Source organism: Oceanisphaera pacifica (genome assembly GCF_017498065.1).
Lineage (GTDB): Bacteria > Pseudomonadota > Gammaproteobacteria > Enterobacterales > Aeromonadaceae > Oceanimonas > Oceanimonas pacifica.
The window spans coordinates 1-19,174 of sequence record NZ_JAGDFX010000010.1 but is presented as its reverse complement, the minus strand read 5'-3'; the positions used below and the strand labels follow the sequence as shown (position 1 = coordinate 19,174).

31 protein-coding genes are annotated in these 19,174 nt (G+C 47.9%); all 31 read left to right on the top strand.

Annotation, left to right across the window (positions count from 1 at the left end):
- Positions 1-18: 18 nt before the first annotated feature.
- The 31 genes from J3U76_RS09485 (at position 19) to rplQ (ending at position 18,420) form a co-directional block, all read left to right on the top strand.
- A complete protein-coding gene (locus J3U76_RS09485) occupies positions 19-936 on the top strand; it encodes an ornithine carbamoyltransferase (RefSeq protein ID WP_208005738.1) in 918 nt (305 codons plus the stop codon).
- Positions 936-2,147, top strand: a complete 1,212-nt coding sequence (locus J3U76_RS09480) for an argininosuccinate synthase (protein WP_208005737.1) — start codon at positions 936-938, stop codon at positions 2,145-2,147. Before J3U76_RS09485 ends, J3U76_RS09480 begins: the two co-directional genes overlap by 1 nt.
- 321 nt (positions 2,148-2,468) lie before the next feature.
- The gene (gene argH / locus J3U76_RS09475) at positions 2,469-4,334 is read left to right on the top strand and encodes an argininosuccinate lyase (protein ID WP_208005736.1); all 1,866 of its coding nucleotides are present in this window, start codon (positions 2,469-2,471) and stop codon (positions 4,332-4,334) included.
- Positions 4,335-4,780: 446 nt separating this feature from the next.
- Entirely contained in the window at positions 4,781-5,092 is a 312-nt protein-coding gene (rpsJ, locus tag J3U76_RS09470) for a 30S ribosomal protein S10 (protein WP_208005735.1), read from the top strand.
- Positions 5,093-5,110: 18 nt separating this feature from the next.
- The gene (gene rplC / locus J3U76_RS09465) at positions 5,111-5,749 is read left to right on the top strand and encodes a 50S ribosomal protein L3 (RefSeq protein WP_208005734.1); all 639 of its coding nucleotides are present in this window, start codon (positions 5,111-5,113) and stop codon (positions 5,747-5,749) included.
- Between the two features lie 17 nt (positions 5,750-5,766).
- Positions 5,767-6,372 carry a 50S ribosomal protein L4 gene (rplD, locus tag J3U76_RS09460; protein ID WP_208005733.1) on the top strand — a complete coding sequence of 202 codons (606 nt, stop codon included), beginning with the start codon at positions 5,767-5,769 and terminating at the stop codon, positions 6,370-6,372.
- Positions 6,369-6,671, top strand: a complete 303-nt coding sequence (rplW, locus tag J3U76_RS09455; RefSeq protein WP_208005732.1) for a 50S ribosomal protein L23 — start codon at positions 6,369-6,371, stop codon at positions 6,669-6,671. Before rplD ends, rplW begins: the two co-directional genes overlap by 4 nt.
- An 18-nt stretch (positions 6,672-6,689) precedes the next feature.
- Positions 6,690-7,514 (top strand): 50S ribosomal protein L2, encoded by an 825-nt coding sequence (gene rplB / locus J3U76_RS09450; protein ID WP_208005731.1) that lies wholly within the window; start codon positions 6,690-6,692, stop codon positions 7,512-7,514.
- Between the two features lie 21 nt (positions 7,515-7,535).
- Complete coding sequence (gene rpsS, locus J3U76_RS09445; RefSeq protein WP_086964532.1) at positions 7,536-7,814, top strand: 30S ribosomal protein S19; 279 nt, start codon at positions 7,536-7,538, stop codon at positions 7,812-7,814.
- Between the two features lie 10 nt (positions 7,815-7,824).
- Positions 7,825-8,157, top strand: coding sequence for a 50S ribosomal protein L22 (rplV, locus tag J3U76_RS09440; RefSeq protein WP_208005730.1), 333 nt, complete (start codon positions 7,825-7,827; stop codon positions 8,155-8,157).
- A gap of 18 nt (positions 8,158-8,175) precedes the next feature.
- Positions 8,176-8,865: a 30S ribosomal protein S3 gene (rpsC, locus tag J3U76_RS09435; RefSeq protein WP_208005729.1), complete on the top strand. Its 690-nt coding sequence runs from the start codon at positions 8,176-8,178 to the stop codon at positions 8,863-8,865.
- 12 nt (positions 8,866-8,877) lie between these two features.
- Positions 8,878-9,291 (top strand): 50S ribosomal protein L16, encoded by a 414-nt coding sequence (gene rplP / locus J3U76_RS09430; protein WP_208005728.1) that lies wholly within the window; start codon positions 8,878-8,880, stop codon positions 9,289-9,291.
- On the top strand, positions 9,291-9,482 hold the full coding sequence (gene rpmC, locus J3U76_RS09425) for a 50S ribosomal protein L29 (protein WP_208005727.1): 192 nt from the start codon (positions 9,291-9,293) through the stop codon (positions 9,480-9,482). The genes rplP and rpmC overlap by 1 nt, the downstream gene beginning before the upstream one ends.
- A 1-nt stretch (position 9,483) precedes the next feature.
- Positions 9,484-9,744: a 30S ribosomal protein S17 gene (gene rpsQ / locus J3U76_RS09420; protein WP_208005726.1), complete on the top strand. Its 261-nt coding sequence runs from the start codon at positions 9,484-9,486 to the stop codon at positions 9,742-9,744.
- A 163-nt stretch (positions 9,745-9,907) separates the two neighbouring features.
- The gene (gene rplN / locus J3U76_RS09415) at positions 9,908-10,276 is read left to right on the top strand and encodes a 50S ribosomal protein L14 (RefSeq protein ID WP_208005725.1); all 369 of its coding nucleotides are present in this window, start codon (positions 9,908-9,910) and stop codon (positions 10,274-10,276) included.
- 10 nt (positions 10,277-10,286) lie between these two features.
- The gene (rplX, locus tag J3U76_RS09410) at positions 10,287-10,604 is read left to right on the top strand and encodes a 50S ribosomal protein L24 (RefSeq protein ID WP_208005724.1); all 318 of its coding nucleotides are present in this window, start codon (positions 10,287-10,289) and stop codon (positions 10,602-10,604) included.
- 14 nt (positions 10,605-10,618) lie between these two features.
- On the top strand, positions 10,619-11,158 hold the full coding sequence (gene rplE / locus J3U76_RS09405) for a 50S ribosomal protein L5 (RefSeq protein ID WP_208005723.1): 540 nt from the start codon (positions 10,619-10,621) through the stop codon (positions 11,156-11,158).
- 10 nt (positions 11,159-11,168) lie between these two features.
- Positions 11,169-11,474: a 30S ribosomal protein S14 gene (rpsN, locus tag J3U76_RS09400; protein WP_208005722.1), complete on the top strand. Its 306-nt coding sequence runs from the start codon at positions 11,169-11,171 to the stop codon at positions 11,472-11,474.
- A gap of 22 nt (positions 11,475-11,496) precedes the next feature.
- Entirely contained in the window at positions 11,497-11,889 is a 393-nt protein-coding gene (rpsH, locus tag J3U76_RS09395; protein WP_208005721.1) for a 30S ribosomal protein S8, read from the top strand.
- Positions 11,890-11,898: 9 nt separating this feature from the next.
- Positions 11,899-12,432 carry a 50S ribosomal protein L6 gene (gene rplF / locus J3U76_RS09390; RefSeq protein ID WP_208005720.1) on the top strand — a complete coding sequence of 178 codons (534 nt, stop codon included), beginning with the start codon at positions 11,899-11,901 and terminating at the stop codon, positions 12,430-12,432.
- Between the two features lie 9 nt (positions 12,433-12,441).
- Positions 12,442-12,795, top strand: coding sequence for a 50S ribosomal protein L18 (rplR, locus tag J3U76_RS09385; RefSeq protein WP_208005719.1), 354 nt, complete (start codon positions 12,442-12,444; stop codon positions 12,793-12,795).
- A gap of 14 nt (positions 12,796-12,809) precedes the next feature.
- Positions 12,810-13,310, top strand: a complete 501-nt coding sequence (rpsE, locus tag J3U76_RS09380; protein WP_208005718.1) for a 30S ribosomal protein S5 — start codon at positions 12,810-12,812, stop codon at positions 13,308-13,310.
- A gap of 7 nt (positions 13,311-13,317) precedes the next feature.
- Complete coding sequence (rpmD, locus tag J3U76_RS09375; protein WP_208005717.1) at positions 13,318-13,500, top strand: 50S ribosomal protein L30; 183 nt, start codon at positions 13,318-13,320, stop codon at positions 13,498-13,500.
- A 4-nt stretch (positions 13,501-13,504) separates the two neighbouring features.
- Positions 13,505-13,939: a 50S ribosomal protein L15 gene (gene rplO, locus J3U76_RS09370; protein WP_208005716.1), complete on the top strand. Its 435-nt coding sequence runs from the start codon at positions 13,505-13,507 to the stop codon at positions 13,937-13,939.
- An 8-nt stretch (positions 13,940-13,947) separates the two neighbouring features.
- A complete protein-coding gene (gene secY, locus J3U76_RS09365; RefSeq protein ID WP_208005715.1) occupies positions 13,948-15,279 on the top strand; it encodes a preprotein translocase subunit SecY in 1,332 nt (443 codons plus the stop codon).
- Between the two features lie 26 nt (positions 15,280-15,305).
- Positions 15,306-15,419 (top strand): 50S ribosomal protein L36, encoded by a 114-nt coding sequence (gene rpmJ / locus J3U76_RS09360; protein WP_208005714.1) that lies wholly within the window; start codon positions 15,306-15,308, stop codon positions 15,417-15,419.
- A 140-nt stretch (positions 15,420-15,559) separates the two neighbouring features.
- On the top strand, positions 15,560-15,916 hold the full coding sequence (rpsM, locus tag J3U76_RS09355) for a 30S ribosomal protein S13 (protein WP_208005713.1): 357 nt from the start codon (positions 15,560-15,562) through the stop codon (positions 15,914-15,916).
- Between the two features lie 14 nt (positions 15,917-15,930).
- Positions 15,931-16,323, top strand: coding sequence for a 30S ribosomal protein S11 (gene rpsK, locus J3U76_RS09350; protein WP_208005712.1), 393 nt, complete (start codon positions 15,931-15,933; stop codon positions 16,321-16,323).
- A gap of 30 nt (positions 16,324-16,353) precedes the next feature.
- Complete coding sequence (rpsD, locus tag J3U76_RS09345) at positions 16,354-16,974, top strand: 30S ribosomal protein S4 (RefSeq protein ID WP_208005711.1); 621 nt, start codon at positions 16,354-16,356, stop codon at positions 16,972-16,974.
- 25 nt (positions 16,975-16,999) lie between these two features.
- Positions 17,000-17,989: a DNA-directed RNA polymerase subunit alpha gene (locus J3U76_RS09340; RefSeq protein WP_208005710.1), complete on the top strand. Its 990-nt coding sequence runs from the start codon at positions 17,000-17,002 to the stop codon at positions 17,987-17,989.
- Between the two features lie 44 nt (positions 17,990-18,033).
- Complete coding sequence (rplQ, locus tag J3U76_RS09335; protein WP_208005709.1) at positions 18,034-18,420, top strand: 50S ribosomal protein L17; 387 nt, start codon at positions 18,034-18,036, stop codon at positions 18,418-18,420.
- Positions 18,421-19,174: the final 754 nt, after the last annotated feature.

Sequence of the window (19,174 nt, the reverse complement as noted above, 5' to 3'; positions counted from 1 at the left end):
CCATACTAAGGAGAGAAGATGCAGCATTTATTAAGCTTAAAAGATTACAGCAAGCAGCAAATTGAACAAATTCTGAAGTTGGCGATGGATCTTAAAGCCAACCCTGCTAAATACGCTGATGCGCTAAAAGGCAAAAGTGTGATTACGCTTTATGAAAAGCCGTCATTGCGCACCCGCGTCACCTTCGATATTGGCATTAATCGTTTAGGCGGGCATGCGGTTTATCTCGATAGCCAAAATGGTGCCATGGGCAGTCGCGAAACTGTACAAGACTTTGCCGCTAACTTATCTCGTTGGTCCGATGCCATAGTGGCGCGCGTGTTTGAGCATAAAACCTTGGTAGAATTAACCGAGCATGCCACAGTGCCGGTGATCAACTCTTTGTGTAACCTGTATCATCCGTGTCAGGCGCTGGCCGATTATATGACCATTGCCGAGCAACATGATGATTTGAGCAAGGTACACTTGGCCTATGTGGGCGATGGCAATAATGTGACTAACTCACTTTTGCTAGCGGGTGCCATTTTAGGTGCCACCGTGACCTCAGTTTGCCCTCGTGGCCGTAACGTTGATGCGCAAATATTAAAAGAAGCTGAAGCGCTGGCGGCCATGAGTGGTGGTAAAGTGCAGGTGGCGGATAGCTTAGATGGATTGACCGATGTCGACGTACTTTACACTGACACTTGGGTCTCTATGGGTGATAATACCCCAATGGAGCAAGTGACTGAGTTGTTTATGCCGTATCAAATCAATCAAAAAATGCTCGACAATACCGGTGCTAAACAGGTATTACATTGCCAACCAGCCCACCGAGAGCTGGAAATTACTTCTGAGGTAATGGATGGTCCGTCCTCCTTTATTCTCGACCAAGCTGAAAATCGCATGCATGTGCAAAACGCCGTGCTGCTGACATTGATTAACAGGGACATGCACTAATGAGCCAATTTAAAAAAATTCTACTGGCCTACTCTGGCGGTTTAGACACTTCTGCCATTATTCCATGGCTAAAAGAAAACTACGAAGGCTGCGAAATTATCGCCTTTGTGGGTGATGTAGGCCAAGGCGACGAAGAGCTAGAAGGCATTGAAGAAAAAGCGTTAGCATCTGGCGCCGTTAAGTGCATTGTTGCAGATTTAAAAGACGAGTTTGTTAATGACTACGTTTATCCAACCTTAAAAACTGGCGCGATTTACGAAGGTACTTATTTGCTAGGTACTTCTATGGCGCGTCCGATTATTGCTAAAGCCATGGCTGAAGCTGCACTAGCCGAAGGTGCCGAGGCGATTGCTCATGGTTGTACTGGTAAAGGTAACGACCAAGTGCGCTTTGAAGGTGCCATTGCCGCCATTGCCCCACAAATTGCCATTATTGCCCCGTGGCGCATTTGGGATATGCGCAGCCGCGAAGACTTACTGGATTACTTGGCTGAGCGTAAAATTGAGACCACAGCCAGCGCCACTAAGATTTATTCTCGTGATGCCAACGCTTGGCATATCTCGACCGAAGGCGGTGAGCTAGAAAGCACTTGGAATGAGCCATCTGAGCAAGCTTGGACTTGGACTGTTTCTCCTGAGCAAGCCCCAGATAAAGCAGAAACTTTGTCTTTGACCATAGAGCAAGGTCGCATTGTTGCCGTTGATGGTAAGCAGTTAAGCCCATTTGAGGTGCTCACTAACCTTAACGAGCGTGCTGCCAAGCACGGCGTGGGTCGAGTAGATATAGTAGAGAACCGTTTGGTGGGCATGAAGTCTCGCGGTTGCTACGAAACCCCAGGTGGTACCGTGATGATGGCCGGGTTGCGTGCTATTGAAGAGCTAGTATTAGACAAACCAACGCGCGCGTGGCGTGAGCAAGTGGGTGCTGAGTTCTCTCACTTAGTATACGACGGCCGCTGGTTTACACCTTTGTGCAAAGCGCTGATTGCTTCTGCGGATGCCATTGCCGAAGACGTATCCGGTGAAGTGGTACTGAAGATGTACAAAGGCCAAGTGACGGCGATTCAAAAGTCATCACCTAACAGCTTATACTCAGAAGAGTTTGCCACCTTTGGTGAAGACGAAGTTTACGACCAAAGCCACGCCGAAGGCTTTATTCGCTTATATTCATTGGCCAGCCGCATTAAAGCGCTGAACAGCCTTAAAAAATAAGCGTCGCAACAAAAGGGGCTTAAAGCCCCTTTTTTAAGCCATCAGCCGTACAGTGCAGCTTTAAGCTGTCAGCCGTAAGTTAAAAAGCTAAACATCATGGATTGCCGCGCTACGCTCGCAATGACGGAAGCAACATATTGACGTGCAATAGAGTCTTTACGCTTGGTTTTCGTATTTATCTTTAACTGACAGCTTAAAGCTGATCGCTTACAGCTATATTTTAAGCTGTATTTTCAGCTTAAAATATAATTTTCAGCCTGCCCGTTTATGAGGTTTGGCTTTCATAACATTTTAGCAATGTCGTTTAGGAGTACAGCAGTTATGGCACTTTGGGGTGGGCGTTTTAGTCAGGCGGCGGATGCCAAATTTCAGCAGTTTAATGATTCACTGCGTTTCGATTACCGCTTGGCAGAGCAAGATATAGTCGGCTCAATCGCCTGGTCTAATGCCTTATGCAAAGCCGGTGTATTAACGACCGATGAGCAGCAAAAAATTGAGTCGGCACTGAATGACCTTAAATTAAAGGTCATGGAAGATCCGAGCCAAATTTTACAATCTGATGCCGAAGATATTCACTCTTGGGTAGAAGGGCAGTTAATTAGTGTAGTGGGCGATTTAGGTAAAAAGCTACACACAGGCCGTAGCCGTAACGACCAAGTGGCCACCGATCTTAAATTGTGGTGCAAGCAGCAAGTGCCACCTTTGCTACAAAGAATAGATGAGCTACAGAAACAATTAGCTATGGTAGCCCGCCAACAACAAGCGACCGTTTTGCCTGGTTACACTCACTTGCAACGTGCTCAGCCTGTCACCTTTGCCCATTGGTGCCTCGCGTATGTTGAAATGCTAGAGCGAGACTTTACGCGCTTGCAAGATGCACAAAAGCGTATGGATACTTGCCCGCTAGGCAGTGGCGCGCTGGCGGGTACGGGGTTTCCTGTTAACCGTCATGAATTGGCTCACTCATTGGGTTTTTCATCTCCCACGCGCAACAGCCTAGACTCAGTATCGGATCGTGACCATGTGTTAGAGCTGATGAACTGTGCGGTTAACTCCATGATGCACTTATCGCGCTTTGCTGAAGATTTAATCTTCTATAACTCAGGCGAATCGGGCTTTTTGGAGTTATCAGACAAGGTCACCTCTGGCTCTTCATTAATGCCGCAAAAGAAAAATCCCGATGCATTAGAGCTTATTCGTGGTAAGACCGGCCGTGTATTTGGTGCCTATGCCGGCATGATGATGACCCTTAAAGCGCTGCCCTTGGCGTATAACAAAGACATGCAAGAAGATAAAGAAGGCTTATTTGACGCCCTTGATACTTGGCATGATTGTTTAGAAATGGCCGAAATGGTGCTGCACGACATTAAGCTTAACGAAGATAAAACTCGTGAAGCGGCGCAGGGCGGTTATTCTAACGCCACCGAAATGGCGGATTATTTGGTTAATAAAGGTGTTCCTTTCCGCGAGGCGCACCATATTGTGGGTGCGATTGTGGTACATGCCATCAGTAAAAAGCTCCCTATGGAAGACTTACCGCTGGCAGACTTTAAAGAGTTCAGCCCATTAATTGAAGATGATGTATTTGAGAAGTTGTCACTGGAGTCGAGCTTAGCGAGCCGCTGTGCATTAGGGGGCGTGGCACCGGATCAGGTGGAATTTGCCCTTACCAGTGCCGAGCGTCGCTTAACCAAGCGTGATAGTTCAGGCATTGCGGTGCGCAGTGCGCGTTTAACCGATTTAGACGCCATTGAGCGCTTAGTGAACTACTGGGCCAATATTGGTGAAAACCTGCCTCGTGACCGCAAAGACTTAGTGAAAGCGGTAGGGGAGTTTGCGGTTACTGAAGTGCAAGGCCAAGTCAGTGGTTGTGCGTCACTTTATGTGTATGATACCGGTCTTGCCGAAGTACGCTCTTTGGGCGTAGAGCCCGGCTTTCAAAATCAAGGTCAGGGCAGTGCATTAGTCGATAAAGTGCTACAAAAAGCCGAAGATATGTCGATTGATAAAGTGTTTGTATTAACGCGCGTGCCTGAGTTCTTTATTAAGCAAGGCTTTAGCTTAACCAGCAAGTCATTACTGCCAGAAAAAGTGATGAAAGACTGTGACCTTTGTCCACGTCAACACGCCTGTGATGAAGTGGCATTAGAAATTGTGCTAAAAGATAAAGCGAGCTTACGCAAATAGTCTTTCGGGCAGCCGTAAGCTATCAGCTAAAGATAAACAGTGAAAATACCGGGCTTGCCTGGTATTTTTTTGCCTGAAATATGACTACAAAAAACTAAAGATACGCCTTGAGCGTAGGGTCGAATTTATTCGACCAAAAACCATGACGCCCTTAAAAACGGTCGAATAAATTCGACCCTACAGTTTATTACCGTCTCAGTCTTCACTGCCCTAAAGATACTGGTGAAAAAAAGCTCATTGTCTCTTGTGCCTGCTCTGCAAATACGTATAATAGCGCTCGCTTGATAGATTTAAGCGAGCCGATAAGGCTCAGTTAAATGCGCACTAAGGCATTTAATCACACAGGCCCCCGATTTGGGTGGCACCGTTGTTAAATTGCACTCCCTCTTTCATAAGGAAGAGTAGGCGGTGTAATTTATGTTCTTTATCCAATTGGAGCTCTGGTAATGCAGAACCAAAGAATTCGTATCCGCCTGAAGGCGTTCGATCACCGTCTGATCGATTTGTCTACTGCGGAAATCGTAGAAACTGCCAAACGCACTGGCGCACAGGTTCGTGGTCCTATTCCACTGCCAACACGCAAAGAGCGTTACACTGTACTGACATCTCCACACGTGAACAAAGATGCACGTGATCAGTATGAAATTCGTACTCACAAGCGCCTAGTCGACATTGTTGAGCCAACTGATAAAACAGTTGATGCTCTAATGCGTCTTGATTTGGCTGCTGGTGTCGATGTCCAGATCAGCTTGGGCTAATAACGGAGAGGTATATCAATGGCAATCGGTCTAGTAGGTCGTAAGCTGGGTATGACCCGTGTCTTCACCGAAGATGGGGTATCAATCCCAGTCACCGTTATCGAAGTAGATGCCAACCGTGTTACCCAGGTGAAAACACTGGAAACGGACGGCTATCAAGCTGTTCAGGTGACAACTGGCACTAAGAAAGCGATTCGCACCAATAAAGCTCAAGCGGGTATTTTCGCTAAAGCTGGCGTTGAAGCGGGCCGCGGTCTGTGGGAATTCCGCCTGGGTTCAGGTGAAGGCGAAGGCATCGAAGTAGGTGCTCAGCTGAATGTTGACATCTTCAATGATGTTAAAAAAGTAGACGTTACCGGTACTTCTAAAGGTAAGGGTTTTGCAGGTACTGTTAAGCGCTGGAACTTCAGCATGCAGGACGCTACTCATGGTAACTCGCTGTCACACCGTGTGCCTGGTTCAATTGGTCAAAACCAATCACCAGGTAAAGTGTTCAAAGGCAAGAAAATGGCCGGACACATGGGTGCAGAGCGTGTTACTACGCAAAACCTAGAAGTGGTTCGTGTTGATGTTGATCGTAACCTGCTGCTCATTAAAGGTGCAGTACCGGGTGCGACTAACGGCAATGTGATCGTTAAACCTGCCGTTAAAGCGTAACGTCTGAGGAGATAGTAATGGAATTGGTAATGAAAGACGCGCAAGCCGCTCTTGAAGTTTCCGAAACTACCTTCGGGCGTGAGTTCAACGAAGCGCTAGTGCATCAGGTTGTTGTAGCCTATGCCGCTGGTGCTCGTCAAGGTACTCGTGCTCAGAAGACACGTTCCGAAGTGTCTGGCGGCGGCAAAAAGCCGTGGCGTCAAAAAGGCACTGGCCGCGCCCGTGCCGGTACCATCCGTTCGCCAATATGGCGCGGTGGTGGTGTGACTTTTGCTGCTAAGCCGCAAGATCACAGCCAAAAAGTTAACAAAAAGATGTACCGCGGCGCAATCAGAAGCATTCTGTCTGAGCTGGTACGTCAAGAGCGTTTGATCGTGGTTGAGAAGTTTGGTGTGGAAGCACCTAAGACTAAAGAACTGCTGACCAAGCTGAAGCAATGGGATCTGAACGACGTTCTGATCGTGACTGCTGAAGTAGACGAGAACTTGTTCCTTGCTGCGCGTAACCTATACAAGGTAGACGTGCGTGACGTGAACGGTATCGACCCAGTTTCTTTGATCGCGTTTGACAAAGTATTGGTAACTGCCGACGCAGTTAAGCAAATCGAGGAGATGCTGGCATGATCCGTGAAGAGCGTATTTTAAAAGTTCTGAAGGCGCCGCATGTCTCTGAAAAAAGCACCATGGTTGCCGAAAAAACGAACACTATCGTTTTTAAAGTAGCTACGGACGCTACAAAAGCTGAAGTTAAAGCTGCGGTCGAGAAGCTGTTCGAAGTTGAAGTTAAAGATGTTTGCACGTTAGTGGTGAAGGGTAAAACCAAGCGCACCGGTAACCGCAATGGCCGTCGTTCCGATTGGAAGAAAGCCTACGTGACCTTGAAAGAAGGTCAAGACATCGACTTCATCGGCGGTGCCGAGTAAGAAGAGGAGCAATTCTAAATGGCAATTGTAAAATGTAAGCCTACTTCTCCGGGTCGCCGTCATGTAGTTCAGATCAGCAACCCGGAACTGTACAAAGGTAAGCCGTTCGAAGCCCTATTGGAGAAAAAATCCAAGTCAGGTGGACGGAATAACCACGGTCGTACGACCTCTCGTCATATCGGCGGTGGTCACAAGCAGCACTATCGTTTAGTTGACTTTAAACGCAACAAAGACGGTATTCCGGCTAAAGTTGAACGTTTAGAGTATGATCCTAACCGTTCTGCTAACATTGCCCTATTGTTGTTTGCCGATGGTGAGCGTCGTTACATCTTGGCACCTAAGGGTGTTCATGCAGGCGATCAAATCCTGTCTGGCGATGCCGCACCAATTAAAGCAGGTAACTGCTTGCCGATGCGTAACATCCCAGTAGGTAGCACAGTGCATGCGATTGAAATGAAGCCAGGTAAGGGCGCGCAAATTGCACGTTCTGCTGGTGCCTACGCCCAAATTTTGGCGCGTGAAGGCAACTACGTTACCCTGCGTCTGCGTTCAGGTGAAGTACGTAAAGTACTGTCTGAGTGCCGTGCAACCTTGGGTGAAGTAGGTAACTCAGAGCATATGCTGCGTCAACTGGGTAAAGCTGGTGCTTCGCGCTGGCGTGGTGTTCGTCCTCAGACCCGTGGTGTGGCGATGAACCCAATTGATCACCCGCACGGTGGTGGTGAAGGTCGCAGTTCTGGCGGTCGTCATCCGGTTACTCCTTGGGGTAAGCCGACTAAGGGTGGTAAGACGCGTAAAAACAAGCGTACTGAAGCATTAATAGTACGTCATCGTAACAAGTAATCGTTTTTTAGAGGTATCGCCATGCCACGTTCTCTCAAGAAAGGTCCATTTATTGACCTGCACTTGCTGAAGAAGGTAGAGAAAGCGGTGGAAAGCGGGGAAAAGAAACCAATTAAGACTTGGTCCCGTCGTTCAATGATCATTCCGAACATGATCGGTTTGACCATCGCTGTCCATAATGGTCGCCAACATGTGCCTGTATTCGTTTCTGAAGAAATGATCGGCCACAAGTTAGGCGAATTTGCACCGACTCGTACTTATCGCGGCCATGTCGCTGATAAGAAGGCCAAGAAGCGTTAAGGGGTAACAGATGGAAGCTATAGCTAAACACCGCTTTGCTCGCTCTTCTGCCCAGAAGGCGCGCTTGGTAGCCGATCAAGTTCGAGGTCTAAGCGTAGACAAAGCACTGAACATTTTAACGTTCAGCCCAAAGAAATCTGCCGTTTTGGTTAAGAAAGTACTTGAGTCTGCCATTGCCAATGCCGAGCACAATGAAGGTGCGGATATAGATGAGCTTAAAGTGGCTAAGATCTTCGTTGACGAAGGTCCTACCATGAAGCGTATTCGTCCACGAGCCAAAGGCAGCGCGGACCGTATCATGAAGCGTACCAGCCACATTACTGTGGTTGTGTCCGACCGCTAAGAGGCTAGGAGATAAGCAATGGGCCAGAAAGTACACCCGAATGGTATCCGCTTAGGGATTACCAAGCCTTTTAACTCGACCTGGTTTGCGAGTGCCGAAGATTTTGCTGACTTTTTACACAGCGATTTCCAAGTGCGTCAGTACCTCAATGAGGAACTGAAGAACGCGTCGGTATCACGCATTGTGATCGAACGTCCTGCGAAAAGTGTTCGCGTGACGATTCACACTGCACGCCCAGGCGTTGTTATTGGTAAGAAAGGCGAAGACGTTGAAAAACTGCGCAAGCACGTAGCCAAATTGGCTGGCGTACCTGCACAGATCAATATTTCCGAAGTGCGTAAACCTGAGCTAGATGCCAAGCTGGTTGCGGATTCAATCGCTTCTCAGTTAGAGCGCCGTGTTATGTTCCGTCGTGCTATGAAGCGCGCCGTACAAAACGCTATGCGTATCGGCTCTAAGGGCATCAAGGTAGAAGTTAGCGGTCGTCTAGGCGGCGCAGAAATCGCGCGTACCGAATGGTACCGTGAAGGTCGTGTGCCATTGCACACCCTGCGTGCCGACATCGATTATGCAACTTCTGAAGCAGCCACCACTTACGGCATCATCGGCGTAAAGGTTTGGATATTTAAAGGTGAAGTTCTAGGCGGCCTACCAGTCGTTGAAGAACCAGCTCCATCCAAGCCAAAGCGCAAAGGCCGCGGTAAGTAAGGAGACTCGGAAATGTTGCAACCAAAACGTACGAAATTCCGCAAAGTCCACAAAGGCCGCAACCGCGGCGTGGCAACCACTGGTAACCTGATTTCTTTTGGTACCTTTGGTCTTAAGGCGACTACGCGCGGACGTATTACTGCTCGCCAGATTGAAGCGGCACGACGTGCTATGACTCGTCACGTTAAGCGTCAAGGTAAAATCTGGATCCGAATTTTCCCAGACAAACCTATTACTGAAAAGCCCTTAGAAGTTCGTATGGGTAAAGGTAAAGGTAACGTGGAATATTGGGTAGCCCAGATCCAGCCAGGTCGTGTTCTGTATGAGATGGACGGTGTACCTGAGGCTCTGGCTCGTGAAGCCTTTGCACTGGCAGCTGCTAAATTGCCAGTTAGGACCACTTTCGTAACTCGGACGGTGATGTGATGAAAGCTAAAGATCTGCGTGAAAAAAGTGTTGAGGAACTGAACCAAGAACTGCTGGACTTGCTACAGGCGCAATTTAAAATGCGCATTCAAGCAAGCACAGGACAGCTGGAACAGACTCACAACATCAAAGTTGTACGTCGCGATATCGCACGTGTAAAAACTGTTTTGAATGAAAAGGCAGGGGCGTAAGATGAGCGAAACTAACGTTCGAACTCTGCAGGGCAGTGTAGTTAGCGACAAGATGGACAAGTCCATCACAGTAGCTATTAACCGTTTCGTAAAACACCCAATCTATGGGAAATACATGAAGCGCACTACTAAGCTGCACGTGCATGATGAGAATAATGAATGTAAAAGTGGCGACGTCGTGACTGTTCGCGAATGCCGTCCACTGTCTAAGACTAAGTCTTGGACGTTAGTTAAAATTATCGAGCGCCCGGTTAAAGCCTAAGGTTGTTTAGATAGTTTTACTGGTCAAACGGCTCTTATTTAGGGCCGTTTGTTTTTTATGCTTTCTTTTTGAGATTTGGCAGTGCTATAATGCCGCGCCTTCAAAGGGCAGCCAATATCCCGAAAGGGTTTTAATAAAGTAATCACTTTAGCGGAGCACTAACATGATCCAAATGCAAAGTATGCTGGACGTGGCCGACAACTCTGGCGCGCGTAGCGTAATGTGTATTAAGGTCCTGGGTGGCTCGCACCGCCGCTACGCCGGAATCGGCGACATCATCAAAGTTACTGTTAAGGAAGCAATTCCTCGCGGTAAAGTAAAAAAAGGTGATGTAATTGACGCGGTGGTCGTACGCACTCGGAAAGGCGTTCGTCGTCCGGACGGCTCTGTCATCCGTTTCGACCGCAACGCGGCCGTGATTTTAAATAGCAATCAACAGCCGATCGGAACTCGTATTTTTGGGCCTGTGACGCGTGAGCTTCGTAATGACAAGTTCATGAAGATTGTTTCACTGGCACCTGAAGTACTGTAAGGAGTCAACGATGGCAGCTAAAATCCGTCGTGATGATGAAGTCATCATTCTTACCGGTAAAGACAAAGGCAAGCGTGGCAAAGTCACCAAAGTCCTAGTTGAAGCTGGTAAAGTAGTAGTCGCAGGTATTAACCTGAACAAGAAACACCAAAAGCCAAACCCACAACTGGGCCAAGCTGGCGGTATTATTGAGCAGGAAGCACCTCTCGACGTATCAAATGTAGCGCTGTTCAACTCTGCCACTGGCAAAGCTGATCGCGTTGGTTTCCGGTTTGAAGACGACAAAAAAGTTCGTTTCTTCAAGTCTACCGGCGAACTTGTGAAGTAATTGGAGTTTATACGATGGCGAAACTGCATGGTTACTACAAAGAAACTGTAGTAAAAGAGCTGACAAGTCAGTTCGGGTATAAGTCTATCATGCAAGTCCCTCGGATTGAGAAAATCACCCTGAACATGGGTGTAGGTGAAGCTCTGGCCGATAAAAAGATCCTAGATAATGCTGCTGCCGATATGGCCGCCATTTCTGGTCAAAAGCCATTAGTAACACTAGCTCGCAAATCCGTTGCTGGCTTTAAGATCCGTGAAGGCTACCCAATTGGTTGTAAAGTAACTCTACGCGGCGAGCGTATGTGGGAGTTTCTGGAGCGTTTGATTTCTATTTCAATCCCTCGTATTCGAGATTTCCGTGGCCTGAACAACAAATCGTTCGACGGTCGTGGTAACTACTCGATGGGTGTGAAAGAGCAAATCATCTTTCCTGAAATCGACTATGACAAAGTAGATCGTGTACGTGGTATGGATATTACCATTACTACATCTGCTGACTCAGACGAAGAAGGGCGTGCTTTATTGGCTGCCTTTAACTTCCCATTCCGTAAGTAAGGGTAGGGTTATGGCAAAAAAATCAATGAAAGCTCGCGAAGTCAAGCGCGCAAAGCTTGCTGACAAATACTCAGCTAAGCGCCAAGCACTGAAAACAATCATCTCTGACGTTAAATCTTCTGATGAAGAACGTTGGGATGCCGTGCTTAAGCTGCAGCAATTGCCCCGTGACGCAAGTCCCTCTCGTCAGCGTAACCGCTGTAACATCACAGGCCGTCCGCATGGTTTCTTGCGTAAATTTGGTCTGAGCCGCATTAAAGTGCGTGAACTGATGATGAAGGGTGAAATTCCAGGCCTGAAGAAGGCTTCTTGGTAAGCGAACACGGGAGTAATACAGAATGAGCATGCAAGATCCGATCGCGGATATGCTAACCCGCATCCGCAACGGTCAAGCAGCCAATAAAGTGGCTGTGACCATGCCTTCTTCTAAAGTAAAAAAGGCAATTGCCCAAGTACTGAAAGAAGAAGGTTATATTGCTGACTATAATGTGGTTGGTGACACTAAGCCTGAGCTAGAAGTAACGTTAAAGTACTTCCAAGGTGAAGCTGTAGTTGAACTAATCCAACGTGTTAGCCGCCCAAGTCTACGCATCTATAAGAAGCATGACGCACTGCCTAAAGTAATGGCAGGTATGGGTGTAGCTATCATTTCCACGTCTAAAGGTGTGATGACTGACCGTGCCGCGCGTAAAGCCGGTATGGGCGGTGAGATCATCTGTTACGTAGCTTAAGGAGTCGATATGTCCCGTATTGCAAAGGCACCTATCAACATTCCTGCTGGCGTAGAAGTGACGTTGAATGGTCAGGAAGTTACTGTCAAGGGTGGCAAAGGTACCTTAAACCGTACTGTAAACGCCGCTGTTGAAATCAGCCAGAATGATAACGTGCTGACATTTGCCCCTCGTGAAGATATGGCAAATGCTGATGCCCAAGCGGGTACTGCCCGTTCTTTGGTCAATAACATGGTTGTCGGTGTTACCGAAGGCTTTGAGCGTAAGCTTCAGCTGGTTGGTGTTGGCTATCGCGCCCAGATCAAAGGCAATACTATTGCTTTATCTCTGGGTTTCTCTCACCCGGTTGAGTATGCGCTTCCTGAAGGCGTATCAGCTGAATGTCCGACTGCTACTGAGATTGTTCTTAAGTCAGCCGACAAACAGCAGATCGGTCAGGTCGCTGCCAATATTCGTGCGTACCGCAAGCCAGAGCCTTACAAAGGTAAAGGCGTTCGCTATTTCGGCGAGCAAGTGCGCAGTAAAGAGGCCAAGAAGAAGTAAGGTAACACTATGCTCAAAAAATCAGCTCGTATCCGCCGTGCTACTAAAGCACGTGCTAAGATGCTGGAACTGGGTGCGACACGCCTTGTTGTTCACCGTACTCCGCGTCACATTTATGCCCAGGTTATTGCACCAGGTAGTTCAGCCGTGTTGGCTTCTGCGTCTACCGTAGAAAAATCACTGCGTGAACAGGTGAAATCAACCGGCAATAAAGATGCCGCAGCAGTCATTGGTAAAACTATTGCTGAGCGCGCTCTTGAAAAAGGCGTAACAGCAGTTGCTTTTGACCGTTCCGGTTTCCAATATCACGGTCGCGTTGCTGCATTAGCAAGCGCTGCACGTGAAGCTGGTCTTCAGTTCTAAAGGTGGAGTCGAAAATGGCAAAAGTCGAAGCTCAAGCCGGCGATCTGCAAGAAAAGCTTATTGCAGTAAACCGTGTTTCAAAAGTTGTAAAAGGTGGTCGTATCTTCTCCTTCACTGCATTGACAGTGGTAGGCGATGGTAACGGTCGCATCGGATTTGGTTACGGTAAAGCCCGTGAAGTTCCTGCTGCTATTCAAAAAGCAATGGAACAGGCTCGTCGTAACATGCGTACAGTTGGCCTGAACAATGGCACCTTATTCCATCCGGTAAAAGGTCGTCACTCTGGTTCAAACGTATTTATGATGCCTGCTTCTGACGGTACCGGTATTATTGCCGGTGGTGCTATGCGCGCCGTGTTAGAAGTTGCTGGTGTTCATAACGTACTGGCTAAAACGTACGGTTCTACCAACCCAAACAACGTAGTTCGCGCTACTATCGGTGCTCTGGCTCAAATGAAGTCGCCAGAACAAATCGCCGCTAAGCGTGGTCTAAGCGTTGACGAAATTCTGGGGTAATTCACCAATGGCTAACAAGACTGTACAAGTAACACAGACTCGCAGCGCTATCGGTCGTTTGCCTAAGCATAAGGCAACGTTGCGTGGCTTAGGGTTACGTCGCATTGGTCACACCGTAGAGCTGGAAGATACAGCCTGTGTACGTGGTATGATCAACCAGGTTTACTACATGGTTAAGGTTGAGGAGTAATCGCATGCGTTTGAATACTCTATCCCCAGCTGCCGGTTCCAAGCCAAGCGCTAAGCGTATTGGTCGTGGTATCGGCTCAGGCGTGGGCAAAACCGGTGGCCGCGGCCACAAAGGTCAGAAATCGCGTTCTGGCGGTAAGGTTCGTAACGGTTTTGAAGGCGGTCAAATGCCTTTGAAACAGCGTTTGCCGAAGTTTGGTTTTACTTCGCGCAAAGGTCTAGTTACTGCTGAAATCCGTTTGAGCGAACTGGCTAAAGTTGAAGGCAATGTAGTGGATTTGAATACACTAAAACAAGCTGGCTTGGTTACCAAGAATATCCAGTTTGCCAAAGTTGTTCTGTCTGGCAGCATTGACCGTGAAGTGACTGTGGTTGGTTTGGGCGTCACCAAAGGTGCACGCGCAGCCATCGAGACTGCTGGCGGTAAAATCGAGGAATAAAAAGTACTATGGCCAAGAAACCAGGATCAGAAACTAAAAGCGCACAGGGTGGGCTGGGTGAACTGAAGAGTCGTTTACTCTTCGTTCTTATCGCGATTGTTGTCTTTCGCGCCGGCTCCTATGTGCCGATTCCTGGAATTGACGCCGCCGTACTTGCCGAGTTGTTTAAACAACAGCAGGGCACCATAATTGAGATGTTTAACATGTTCAGTGGTGGTGCTCTGGAACGAGCGTCCATATTGGCGCTGGGGATAATGCCGTATATTTCTGCGTCCATTATTATCCAGTTACTGACTGTGGTTCATCCGGCTTTAGCTGAGCTAAAGAAAGAAGGTGAATCTGGCCGTCGAAAGATCAGTCAGTACACCCGGTATGGAACACTCGTGCTCGGCACCATCCAGGCCATCGGTATTGCTACTGGCTTACCAAATATGATGCCCGGACTTGTGGTTAACGCAGGTTTGGCTTTCTATTTTACAGCAGTGGTGAGCTTGGTTACCGGTACCATGTTTTTAATGTGGTTAGGTGAGCAAGTGACCGAACGAGGCATTGGCAACGGTATCTCGTTGATCATCTTCGTGGGTATTGTTGCTGGTCTGCCATCGGCCATTGGTGCCACGGCAGAGCAGGCGCGTCAGGGGGAACTGCACGTACTGTTGCTGTTGCTACTGGCCGTGATTGTGTTTGCAGTAACTTACTTCGTGGTGTTTGTTGAGCGTGGTCAGCGCCGCATTGTGGTGAACTATGCCAAGCGTCAACAAGGCCGTCAGGTATTTGCAGCACAAAGTACACACCTGCCCTTGAAAGTGAATATGGCGGGGGTTATTCCGGCAATTTTCGCATCCAGTATTATTCTTTTTCCTGGTACCGTAGCCTCTTGGTTTGGTCAAGGTGAAGGATGGTTTGCCAATGCATTACAAGAGGTTTCTCTTGCCTTGCAACCTGGCCAACCACTCTATGTATTACTGTATGCAGCTGCTATTATCTTCTTCTGTTTCTTCTATACTGCGTTGGTATTTAACCCGCGCGAAACAGCAGATAACTTGAAGAAGAGCGGTGCTTTCATTCCAGGCATACGCCCGGGTGAGCAAACAGCGCGCTATATAGATAAGATAATGACTCGCCTCACTTTAGTGGGTGCTTTGTATATTACCTTTGTTTGTTTAGTGCCACAGTTCTTGATGACAGCGTGGAACGTCCAGTTCTATTTTGGTGGTACTTCGCTGTTGATTATTGTGGTCGTCATCATGGATTTCATGGCTCAGGTGCAAACCCACATGATGTCTCATCAGTATGGCGATGTAATGAAAAAAGCGAATCTGAAAGGTTACAACCGCTAAGATTCGGTTATTTACGGAGTTAAGCAATGAAAGTTCGCGCTTCCGTTAAGGCAATTTGCCGTAACTGCAAAATCGTTAAACGCCACGGCGTAGTACGTGTTCTTTGCTCTGAGCCAAGACATAAACAGCGTCAAGGCTAAAAAGTTACGGTTTAACTTGTAATTTAAAGGCGAGGTGGCTAAAGTAGCCACCCTCCCTTGTAGGGTGTCTGTACAGTCGTTGCGTATCCTTTACGGGCTTTGCAACGGCTAAAATATTAATTACTTTGTAGGAGTGCATAGTGGCCCGTATCGCTGGCATTAACATTCCTGACCATAAACATGCAGTTATTGCGTTAACTGCGATTTATGGCATAGGCCGTACCCGCTCACAAATTATTTGTGCACAAGCCGGTATCGCTGAGAATGTGAAGATTAAAGAATTGGATGAAGCTCAGGTAGAAACCCTGCGTGAGCAAGTAGCCAAGTTCATTGTAGAAGGCGACTTGCGTCGTGAAATCTCCATGAACATCAAGCGTCTGATGGACCTGGGTTGTAACCGAGGATTGCGCCATCGTCGCAGCCTACCCCTCCGTGGTCAGCGCACTAAGACCAATGCGCGTACGCGCAAGGGTCCTCGTAAACCGATCAAGAGATAACGGGAAGGTAGATTATGGCTAAAACTCCGGCTCGTAGCACGCGTAAGCGCGTTAAAAAGCAGGTGAGCGATGGGATTGCCCACGTTCATGCATCTTTCAACAACACCATAGTAACGATTACTGACCGTCAGGGTAATGCTCTTTCTTGGGCAACTGCTGGTGGTTCGGGTTTCCGTGGTTCGCGCAAATCAACCCCGTTTGCCGCTCAGGTAGCTGCAGAACGCGCAGGTGAAGTTGCGAAAGAATACGGTGTTAAAAACCTAGAAGTAATGGTGAAAGGTCCGGGTCCGGGCCGTGAGTCATCAATTCGTTCGTTGAATGCTGCGGGATTCCGCATCACCAACATTACGGATGTGACTCCGATTCCGCACAACGGTTGTCGTCCTCCTAAGAAGCGTCGCGTATAACACTTCTTGTAGGATAGTTGGAGAAAGAACATGGCAAGATATCTGGGCCCCAAGCTCAAACTGAGTCGTCGCGAGGGAACTGACCTTTTCTTAAAGTCAGGTGTTCGTGCGATAGATTCTAAATGTAAAATTGATACTGCACCTGGTCAACATGGCGCTCGTAAGAGCCGTTTGTCAGACTACGGTGTACAGCTACGTGAAAAGCAAAAAGTTCGTCGTATGTATGGCGTACTAGAAAAGCAATTCCGTAATTATTATAAAGAAGCTGCTCGCTTGAAAGGCAATACCGGTGCGAACCTGTTGCAGCTGCTGGAAGGTCGTCTGGACAACGTTGTTTACCGCATTGGTTTTGGTGCAACACGCGCTGAAGCACGCCAGTTGATCAGCCACAAGGCGATTCTGGTTAACGGTAAGGTTGTGAACATTCCTTCCTTCCAAGTTTCTCCCGAGGATGTTATCAGCATTCGCGAGAAGGCGAAGAAACAAGCCCGGATTAAAGCCGCTCTTGAGGTTTCCGGTCAACGTGAAAAGCCGACTTGGGTAGAAGTTGACGTTACTAACATGCAAGGCGTATACAAGCGTCTGCCTGAGCGTAGCGACCTGTCTGCCGAAATCAACGAACAGCTGATCGTCGAGCTTTACTCTAAGTAAAGCTAGCTTCTAGAGAGAGGACACAATGCAGGGTTCTGTAACAGATTTTCTTAAGCCGCGTCTGGTTGATATTGAACAACTCAGCCCGACTCATGCCAAGGTGACTCTCGAGCCGCTAGAGCGTGGCTTTGGTCATACATTGGGTAATACGCTACGTCGTATTTTGCTTTCATCTATGCCGGGTTGTGCTATTACCGAAGTCGAAGTCGACGGTGTTCTGCACGAGTACAGCAGCAAAGAAGGTGTTCAGGAAGATATTCTGGAAATCTTACTTAATTTAAAAGAAGTTGCTGTAAAACTGGAAGGCAAGGATGAAGTCACCCTTACCTTGACCAAAACTGGTGCAGGTCCCGTAACAGCAGGCGACATCACCCATGGTGATGACGTTGAGATTGTTAACCCAGAGCATGTTATCTGTCATTTGACGGGCGATGACTCTGACATCAGCATGCGTCTAAAAGTGCAACGTGGCCGAGGCTATATTCCAGCTTCTGCTCGCGCTCACACTGAAGACGACGAACGTCCAATTGGTCGTTTATTGCTAGATGCAGCTTATAGCCCAGTGGTTCGTATCGCCTACAATGTTGATGCGGCCCGTGTTGAACAGCGTACCGATTTGGATAAGCTGGTTATCGACATGGAGACTAACGGTACGTTAGATCCCGAAGAAGCAATCCGCCGCGCAGCCACTATTATGGCTGAGCAGCTAGAAGCCTTCGTTGATTTACGTGACGTAAGTGAACCAGAAGAGAAAGAAGACAAGCCTGAGTTCGATCCGATACTGCTGCGTCCTGTCGACGATCTGGAACTGACAGTTCGTTCAGCGAACTGTCTAAAGGCTGAAGCGATCCACTACATTGGTGATCTGGTACAGCGTACCGAGGTGGAGTTGTTGAAGACTCCTAACCTAGGTAAGAAATCTCTAACCGAGATTAAAGACGTGTTGGCGTCTCGTGGTTTATCTTTAGGCATGCGCTTAGAGAATTGGCCGCCAGCCAGCATCGCTGATGAATAAGCCGGGTCACGGGTTTTACAGATTTAGTTAGGAAGGATTAGGTCATGCGCCATCGCAAGAGTGGTCGTCAACTTAACCGGAACAGTAGCCACCGTCAGGCAATGTTCCGCAACATGGCTAGCTCCTTGGTTCGTCATGCAGTTATTAAGACGACTTTACCCAAGGCCAAAGAACTACGTCGCGTAGTTGAGCCTTTAATTACATTGGCTAAAAGCGACACAGTTGCCAACCGTCGTTTAGCATTTGCCCGTACTCGCGATAGCGAAGTAGTAGGTATATTGTTTAACGATTTGGGACCTCGCTACCAGGAGCGTCCGGGTGGATACACCCGCATCCTGAAGTGTGGTTTCCGTGCTGGAGATAACGCACCTATGGCTTATATTGAGCTGGTAGGACGTGATCTTGAAGCAGAAGCAGCTACTGAAGAGTAAGCATACAAAAGCCGGGTTCGCCCGGCTTTTTCTTGTCCAGAATTCAATATACAAGCAGTTTTGTACTGTATCCTGTATACCTTAAATTCTCCCTTAAGTTGTACCCCTCAAGTTAAGACCAACCTCACCCTTATATAGTCTTGCGAAAGCTCCCTCTGGGCAGCGATCAGCTTTAAGCTATCAGACAAACAAAAAACTGACCGCAGATCTGGATGACGAACTTTCAGGATCTTGGTGTGTCTTTAGTTGTTAAACATAAAACCGAGATAGCGGAGCAAGTCCGGCATGGCGGTCTGCGTAAAGCGTATGGCTTTTTGTTAGCTCGGCGCTGTTTTTGTACATAAACTATGTCGTTTGGCTGCATTTTGACCACTCAGTCACTAAATGCCTATTTTTGTCACTTTAGGGGTTGCGCTTAAACGCGGCTTCCCTATAATGCGCATCCACTGACACGGGGCAAGTCGCTCACGGTCACAAGGGTTTGCAGACAACAAAATAAAGTTTGAAACAAACACTTGACGAACACTGAGGAATGCGTAGAATGCGCCTTCCTGATTCGGAAGAATTAAATGCTCTTTAACAATTTATCAAGCAAACTGTGTGGGCACTCGCAGAGCGTTGAGAACAAAAAAATATTGTTTTTCAATGTCTTGTGAAGTGCAACTAGAAATAGCAGTACATCAGTAATTCATTGAGCTAGAACTTTTAATTGAAGAGTTTGATCATGGCTCAGATTGAACGCTGGCGGCAGGCC

What these genes read in the sequence shown, in the direction of transcription:
- rpmD (WP_208005717.1), top strand. Translation starts at nt 13,318, where the DNA reads ATGGCTAACAAGACTGTACAAGTAACACAGACTCGCAGCGCTATCGGT.
- rplQ (WP_208005709.1), top strand. Translation starts at nt 18,034, where the DNA reads ATGCGCCATCGCAAGAGTGGTCGTCAACTTAACCGGAACAGTAGCCAC.
- rpsS (WP_086964532.1), top strand. Translation starts at nt 7,536, where the DNA reads ATGCCACGTTCTCTCAAGAAAGGTCCATTTATTGACCTGCACTTGCTG.
- rplV (WP_208005730.1), top strand. Translation starts at nt 7,825, where the DNA reads ATGGAAGCTATAGCTAAACACCGCTTTGCTCGCTCTTCTGCCCAGAAG.
- rplC (WP_208005734.1), top strand. Translation starts at nt 5,111, where the DNA reads ATGGCAATCGGTCTAGTAGGTCGTAAGCTGGGTATGACCCGTGTCTTC.
- rplF (WP_208005720.1), top strand. Translation starts at nt 11,899, where the DNA reads ATGTCCCGTATTGCAAAGGCACCTATCAACATTCCTGCTGGCGTAGAA.
- rpmC (WP_208005727.1), top strand. Translation starts at nt 9,291, where the DNA reads ATGAAAGCTAAAGATCTGCGTGAAAAAAGTGTTGAGGAACTGAACCAA.
- rpsH (WP_208005721.1), top strand. Translation starts at nt 11,497, where the DNA reads ATGAGCATGCAAGATCCGATCGCGGATATGCTAACCCGCATCCGCAAC.
- J3U76_RS09485 (WP_208005738.1), top strand. Translation starts at nt 19, where the DNA reads ATGCAGCATTTATTAAGCTTAAAAGATTACAGCAAGCAGCAAATTGAA.
- rpmJ (WP_208005714.1), top strand. Translation starts at nt 15,306, where the DNA reads ATGAAAGTTCGCGCTTCCGTTAAGGCAATTTGCCGTAACTGCAAAATC.
- rplN (WP_208005725.1), top strand. Translation starts at nt 9,908, where the DNA reads ATGATCCAAATGCAAAGTATGCTGGACGTGGCCGACAACTCTGGCGCG.
- rplW (WP_208005732.1), top strand. Translation starts at nt 6,369, where the DNA reads ATGATCCGTGAAGAGCGTATTTTAAAAGTTCTGAAGGCGCCGCATGTC.
- rpsD (WP_208005711.1), top strand. Translation starts at nt 16,354, where the DNA reads ATGGCAAGATATCTGGGCCCCAAGCTCAAACTGAGTCGTCGCGAGGGA.
- rplP (WP_208005728.1), top strand. Translation starts at nt 8,878, where the DNA reads ATGTTGCAACCAAAACGTACGAAATTCCGCAAAGTCCACAAAGGCCGC.
- rpsK (WP_208005712.1), top strand. Translation starts at nt 15,931, where the DNA reads ATGGCTAAAACTCCGGCTCGTAGCACGCGTAAGCGCGTTAAAAAGCAG.
- secY (WP_208005715.1), top strand. Translation starts at nt 13,948, where the DNA reads ATGGCCAAGAAACCAGGATCAGAAACTAAAAGCGCACAGGGTGGGCTG.
- rpsN (WP_208005722.1), top strand. Translation starts at nt 11,169, where the DNA reads ATGGCAAAAAAATCAATGAAAGCTCGCGAAGTCAAGCGCGCAAAGCTT.
- rpsC (WP_208005729.1), top strand. Translation starts at nt 8,176, where the DNA reads ATGGGCCAGAAAGTACACCCGAATGGTATCCGCTTAGGGATTACCAAG.
- rplE (WP_208005723.1), top strand. Translation starts at nt 10,619, where the DNA reads ATGGCGAAACTGCATGGTTACTACAAAGAAACTGTAGTAAAAGAGCTG.
- J3U76_RS09480 (WP_208005737.1), top strand. Translation starts at nt 936, where the DNA reads ATGAGCCAATTTAAAAAAATTCTACTGGCCTACTCTGGCGGTTTAGAC.
- rplO (WP_208005716.1), top strand. Translation starts at nt 13,505, where the DNA reads ATGCGTTTGAATACTCTATCCCCAGCTGCCGGTTCCAAGCCAAGCGCT.
- rplR (WP_208005719.1), top strand. Translation starts at nt 12,442, where the DNA reads ATGCTCAAAAAATCAGCTCGTATCCGCCGTGCTACTAAAGCACGTGCT.
- J3U76_RS09340 (WP_208005710.1), top strand. Translation starts at nt 17,000, where the DNA reads ATGCAGGGTTCTGTAACAGATTTTCTTAAGCCGCGTCTGGTTGATATT.
- rplD (WP_208005733.1), top strand. Translation starts at nt 5,767, where the DNA reads ATGGAATTGGTAATGAAAGACGCGCAAGCCGCTCTTGAAGTTTCCGAA.
- rpsE (WP_208005718.1), top strand. Translation starts at nt 12,810, where the DNA reads ATGGCAAAAGTCGAAGCTCAAGCCGGCGATCTGCAAGAAAAGCTTATT.
- rplB (WP_208005731.1), top strand. Translation starts at nt 6,690, where the DNA reads ATGGCAATTGTAAAATGTAAGCCTACTTCTCCGGGTCGCCGTCATGTA.
- rpsJ (WP_208005735.1), top strand. Translation starts at nt 4,781, where the DNA reads ATGCAGAACCAAAGAATTCGTATCCGCCTGAAGGCGTTCGATCACCGT.
- argH (WP_208005736.1), top strand. Translation starts at nt 2,469, where the DNA reads ATGGCACTTTGGGGTGGGCGTTTTAGTCAGGCGGCGGATGCCAAATTT.
- rpsQ (WP_208005726.1), top strand. Translation starts at nt 9,484, where the DNA reads ATGAGCGAAACTAACGTTCGAACTCTGCAGGGCAGTGTAGTTAGCGAC.
- rplX (WP_208005724.1), top strand. Translation starts at nt 10,287, where the DNA reads ATGGCAGCTAAAATCCGTCGTGATGATGAAGTCATCATTCTTACCGGT.